The organism is Methylibium sp. T29, from assembly GCF_000576205.1.
Lineage (GTDB): Bacteria > Pseudomonadota > Gammaproteobacteria > Burkholderiales > Burkholderiaceae_C > Methylibium > Methylibium petroleiphilum.
Genome location: NZ_AZND01000240.1, coordinates 1 through 4,929, shown reverse-complemented (window position 1 = coordinate 4,929; position 4,929 = coordinate 1). Strand labels below are relative to the sequence as shown.

General features: G+C 58.4%; 5 protein-coding genes and 1 pseudogene. All 6 read left to right on the top strand.

The features are described from left to right. On the top strand, positions 1-1,185 hold a 1,185-nt coding region (locus x551_RS18455), incomplete at its 5' end, for a hypothetical protein (protein ID WP_216701344.1). Positions 1,186-1,213: 28 nt separating this feature from the next. After that, positions 1,214-1,747 (top strand): hypothetical protein, encoded by a 534-nt coding sequence (locus tag x551_RS25470; RefSeq protein WP_152543586.1) that lies wholly within the window; start codon positions 1,214-1,216, stop codon positions 1,745-1,747. Beyond that, positions 1,707-2,390, top strand: coding sequence for a hypothetical protein (locus x551_RS18450; RefSeq protein WP_036234507.1), 684 nt, complete (start codon positions 1,707-1,709; stop codon positions 2,388-2,390). The genes x551_RS25470 and x551_RS18450 overlap by 41 nt, the downstream gene beginning before the upstream one ends. Positions 2,391-3,113: 723 nt before the next feature. Continuing rightward, a complete protein-coding gene (locus tag x551_RS18435) occupies positions 3,114-3,845 on the top strand; it encodes a hypothetical protein (RefSeq protein WP_152543585.1) in 732 nt (243 codons plus the stop codon). Next, a complete protein-coding gene (locus x551_RS18430) occupies positions 3,821-4,390 on the top strand; it encodes a class I SAM-dependent methyltransferase (protein ID WP_152543584.1) in 570 nt (189 codons plus the stop codon). The genes x551_RS18435 and x551_RS18430 overlap by 25 nt, the downstream gene beginning before the upstream one ends. An 83-nt stretch (positions 4,391-4,473) precedes the next feature. Further along, a pseudogene (locus x551_RS18425) lies at positions 4,474-4,929 on the top strand (hypothetical protein); the annotation flags it as partial.

The following is a 4,929-nucleotide window of genomic DNA, read 5'->3' as shown; positions in this document are numbered from 1 at the left end:
GCAACAGCCAAGCCGACGGACCCGGTGACGACGCTCGGGGTTGGTTCTGCCACCCTGTCCAGTCAGACCTACGCTAACCAGTACGACTCTGCAAACGGTCTCGGGGAGGGTATCGATGGCTTGTTCTTCCTGACTGACGGGGCGAACGTCACGAACGTCTCTTGGACCGGGAACGGTTCTGGCGGCAGAACTATCGCCGTCACTGACGCAAAGTTCGCGATCATCTATCGCAGCGACGCGACCAACGGGAACCAAGCTCGAATCTGCACGCTGGACGCGACCTATCCAGTGGGGGCAACTGCTGCCGTTGCTGGCGATCCCGTGCTGTCGTCGAGCGCCATCACGCTCGGAACGACATTCGGCAACCTGAACACGATCACGTATCGAGCCTTGGTGTTCGGTGGCTCCGGTGGGACTCCTTACTCAGCACCGGCTGTCATCACCTCGGGCAAGAAGGCGATCTATCTGCCGGGCCGGGATGTCGCTAGCGTGATCGACTGCGGGACGTCTGACGACACGCTCAACATCTCGGGCGCCATGACGGTGGAGTGGTTCGGTATTCCGTACTACTCGGCTACGGCAAGCGACACGCCTTACATGCAACTGATCGGCCGGGGCGCAGGGCCGGCGGCGACCAACAATGCATATTCGTGGGGGACGTTTCTCAAGCATGAGGACGACTTCACCCTGCGCTGGCCTGGTCCTCAGTACATGGTTCTTCCGCTACCAAGGATCGACTCCGATCCGCCGCTAGCGAATGCCGCATGGCGAACCGGAGTCCTTGGGAAGTACGCCAAGGCCCAGCACGTCATCAGCACTTTTGACGGCACGAGCATCTGGCGCCTGTACGTCAACGGCAAGCTGGTCAAGCAGCGTAATATCGCGATCTCGATGACCTCTCAGTCAGGCCATCGGACCGGCATCGGGGCATGGCGAAACTCTGGTGCGTGGGCAGACCCTGGGCGCATGGCATTCATCTCCGCTCGGGTCTACTCCGCCGCGCTGAGCTTGTCGGATTGCGTGACTCGATTCGAGATCGCTGCCCTGGGTTCTGCGGCAACCGACATCACGTCGAACCTCGCAGAGCTGTGGGACTCCGCCTCGGCGACTGGTGTGACGCTGCCGGCGCAAGTGAACTCTGCCAATAACGGGACGATCTCAAACGGCCAGATCGTGCAGCTATGAGCCAACTGACAGCCGGAGAGGTTTAGTGGTGTGGGTTGTTCTGGCTACCGGTCCCAGTCTGAACCAGTCGATCGCCGATTCTGTCAGAGGGCACAACGTCGTCGCAGTCTCGGACGCCTACAGACTGGCTCCTTGGGCCGATGCTCTCGCAAGCACAGACTCTGCTTGGTGGAAACAGCATCCCGAGGCGCTGGCGTTCAGCGGTTTGAAGTTCGGTGCAATGCCTGACTTCAGGGCGATCCACGGGGTCGAGCGTCTGCACGTTGACACCGGTACGAACTCAGGGCTGTTAGGGATCATGGTGGCCGTGAAGCTTGGAGCGAGGCGAGTGCTGCTCTGCGGCTTCGATCTGAAAGACCCTGGGAATCACTTTTTCGGGAAGCACCCGAAGCCGCTGAAGTCGACCAAGCCTGAACGCATGGAAGCCTTCAAGCGGCAGTTCAAGAACTACCAGCCGAGAGGCGTGCAGATCATTAACTGCACGCCAGATTCAGCATTGGACGTGTATCCGAGGGCCGCGCTTGAAGATTGCTTGGCTGAATCTCCGGTACACGGTTCCTGAGAGGCAACAGGCTTTCATCGAAGGTCTGAGGCGGATCGGCTACGAAGTCGAGCGAGGGACGCCGAGTCGGTGCGAGCTGTTCGTGACGTGGAACAGGATAGGGACTGCTAACAGCGTCAAGGCCGACCGCATCTTGGTTGCCGAGAACGCGACGTGGGGCAACGACTTCCAAGGCGGTCGGTGGTATCAGATTCAAGAAGGCTTTCACAACGTCAAGTGCAGGCACGGCGATTCTGAAAGATGGGATAGGCTCGGCGTGGAGCTTGACCCGTGGAGAACCTTCGGCGAAACGGTGATCCTGCCTCAAAGGGGAATCGGACCTCCGGGTATCGCGATGCCAAGAGGCTGGGGGAATCACTTCCACGGCCGGATCAGGCAGCACCCAGGACGGCATCAGTCGGTCGATCTCAAGCAAGACCTGAAGGACTGCGGCCGGGTCATCACCTGGGGTAGTGGTGCGGCGGTCAAGGCTTTGATGTGGGGCATCCCCGTCGAGTCTCATATGCCTAACTGGATCGGCGAACAGGACAACACAGACCAAGGCCGGCTGGACATGCTCAGGCAACTAGCCTGGGCTCAGTGGAGCTTGGATGAAATCAGAAGCGGAGAGGCATTCGATTGGCTACTAAGGTCGTCTGCCTGACGAATCCTCGCCTCCAAAGATACAGGCGAATCGCTGATTCGATGTACGAAGGGATCAGGCGCCACGGAGACTCAGCGGTCATCGCTGATGTCAGAAGGACGGCCCCCAACGGCGATGTCGGGATCGTGTGGGGGTGGAAGTGCAGGGATGTACTCGCCAGGTTCCCGAAGTTCGCATACGCGGACATGGGCTATTGGAATCGAGGCGAGTACTACCGGTTCACAGTGGGCGGGTGGAGCCCGGACAGCTACGTCAAGCAAGGACACAAGTTCCTCCGCTTCAAAACCTAGGCATCAAGATCCAGCCTTGGAAAGACGGTGACGAGATCGTTATCGCCGGGTCTAGTCGGAAAGCCTGCAGGGATCACGGCTTCGATTACATGCAGTGGGAAACCGAGATGGCCCGCCGGCTCAGCGGTCACAAGGTCGCATACCGACCGAAGCCGCGAGATCTAGAGGCCAGACCGATCTCAGGAACGCGGTTTGACTGCGGCCCGATCGAAGACACATTGAGTACGGCCAAGGTCATCGTTACGCACCACTCGAATACAGCCATTGATGCTCTCGTGGCTGGTGTTCCGGTGTACTGCGAGACGGGGGCCGCAGCGGCATTCAGCATCAAGTTGGGCGAGATCAAAAACCCTCCAAGACTTGAAGGCAGGGAACAGTTTCTTGCTGACGTTGCGTGGCTTCAGTGGACGCACAAAGAAATGGAGTCCGGCGAGTGCTGGGCCTACCTGAAGGAACAGATGTGCTTGTAGTCACGACCTACGCCCAGCGGCATTGGGATGTGTACGCGAAGCGGTGCGTTGAGACGTTCGAACAGTTTTGGGATACGCCGCTGGCCGCCTACACCGATGAGCTACTAGAGGATGAGTCGTCATGGCTCTCTGACTTCAAGGCTCGCCACGCACACAGGCCGACAGACAACTATCGCTTTGATGCTGTGCGGTTCGCTCACAAAGTGGCCGCGATCGAGTTGGCCTACGAGCTTGCCGATGACATCCTGATATGGATGGACGCCGACTGTGTGACTCACGCGCCCGTGACAAAAGAGTGGCTCAGATCTCTGATCGGCGATGCGGACTTTGCCTACCTGAAGCGGGAAGGCAAGTACCCGGAGTGCGGATTCATGATGTTCCGTAAAGGTGCCTGCGATCGGTTCAACGCAGAGATCGTTGATCTCTACAAGACGGACAAGCTCTTCGATCTGGCCGAGTGGCACGACTCATGGGCGATCGAGGAAGTCAGGAAGACCGCGGGCCTGAAGTGTGTATCCCTATCTGGTGATGCCGAGAGGACGGGCCACCCGCTTGTCAACGGCCCCTTGGGTGAAAAGCTAGATCACCTGAAGGGCAAGAGGAAGGACCGAGGTAAGTCACTTCCTTCGGACATGAAGATCAAACGGGCTGAAGCTACTGGAGTCGCTGAGTGGCAAAACGATACGAGCAGATGATTGATCTTGTCTCCAAGGTCAAGCCGAAGATCATAGTAGAGATCGGGGTGCACAAAGCTCTTCGCGCCTACAAGCTCTGCAAGGAAGCGCTCAGGTATCAAGCCTCAGTTCACTACATTGGCTGCGACATCTTCGGTCTGGGTGATGAGCAGTTTCAACAGGACGCATTGAACGGGAAAGGTCCGCCGAGCGAGAGCCAGGCGAGGGCAAGACTCTCAAGCATCAAGAGCCGCTTCACCTTTGACTTGATCGTCGGCGACACCACGAAGACGCTAGCAGGAACCAAACTACCGTGCGACTTCGCATTCATCGATGGTGACCACCGGGTGGATGCGATCCGCAGCGACTACGAAGCCGTCAAGGAAGCGAAGTGCGTCGTGTTCGATGACTACTACGTGGAAGATAAGGGCATCCCCGATCTGACGAAGTACGGCGCCAATCAGCTTGTCGACGAACTCGCCAAGACGATGAAGGTTCAGATCCTCCCGATCGGAGATCGCTGCAAGCACGGCGGCATGTCCAAGCTCGCGGTCGTCTGGAAATGAAACTGTTCTGTGGTTACGACCGTCGAGAGTCCATCGGATTTCACACGTTCGTCCACTCGGTCATCAAGCGCGCATCGATCCCCGTGGAGTTCATCCCGGTCTCAGGTTTGGGTGGCTCCAACGCCTTCACTCTGTCTCGCTTCCTCGTCCCGTACCTCTCTGGTTTCACGGGTCGAGCGATCTTCATGGACGCATCGGACATGCTGATGCTGGCCGACGTGAAGGAACTTGCTGACTGCTTCGATCCGGCCTGCGCGGTCCAAGTCGTCAAGCACCCTGACTATCAAAGCCAGCACGAACGCAAGTACATCGGCACGCAGATGGAGTGCGACCAGACCAACTACCGCCGGAAGAACTGGACGAGCGTGATGCTGATGAACTGCGACCACCCGGCGTGGATGGGAGTCGTTCCCGAAGTCGTCAAGGCCGCTACTCCGATTCACTGGCTCACGCTGTCAAACCTGAAGGATCACGAGATCGGCGAACTAGATCCTTCTTGGAACGTCCTGATCGACGAGGGCCAAGACGACACGAGCGCG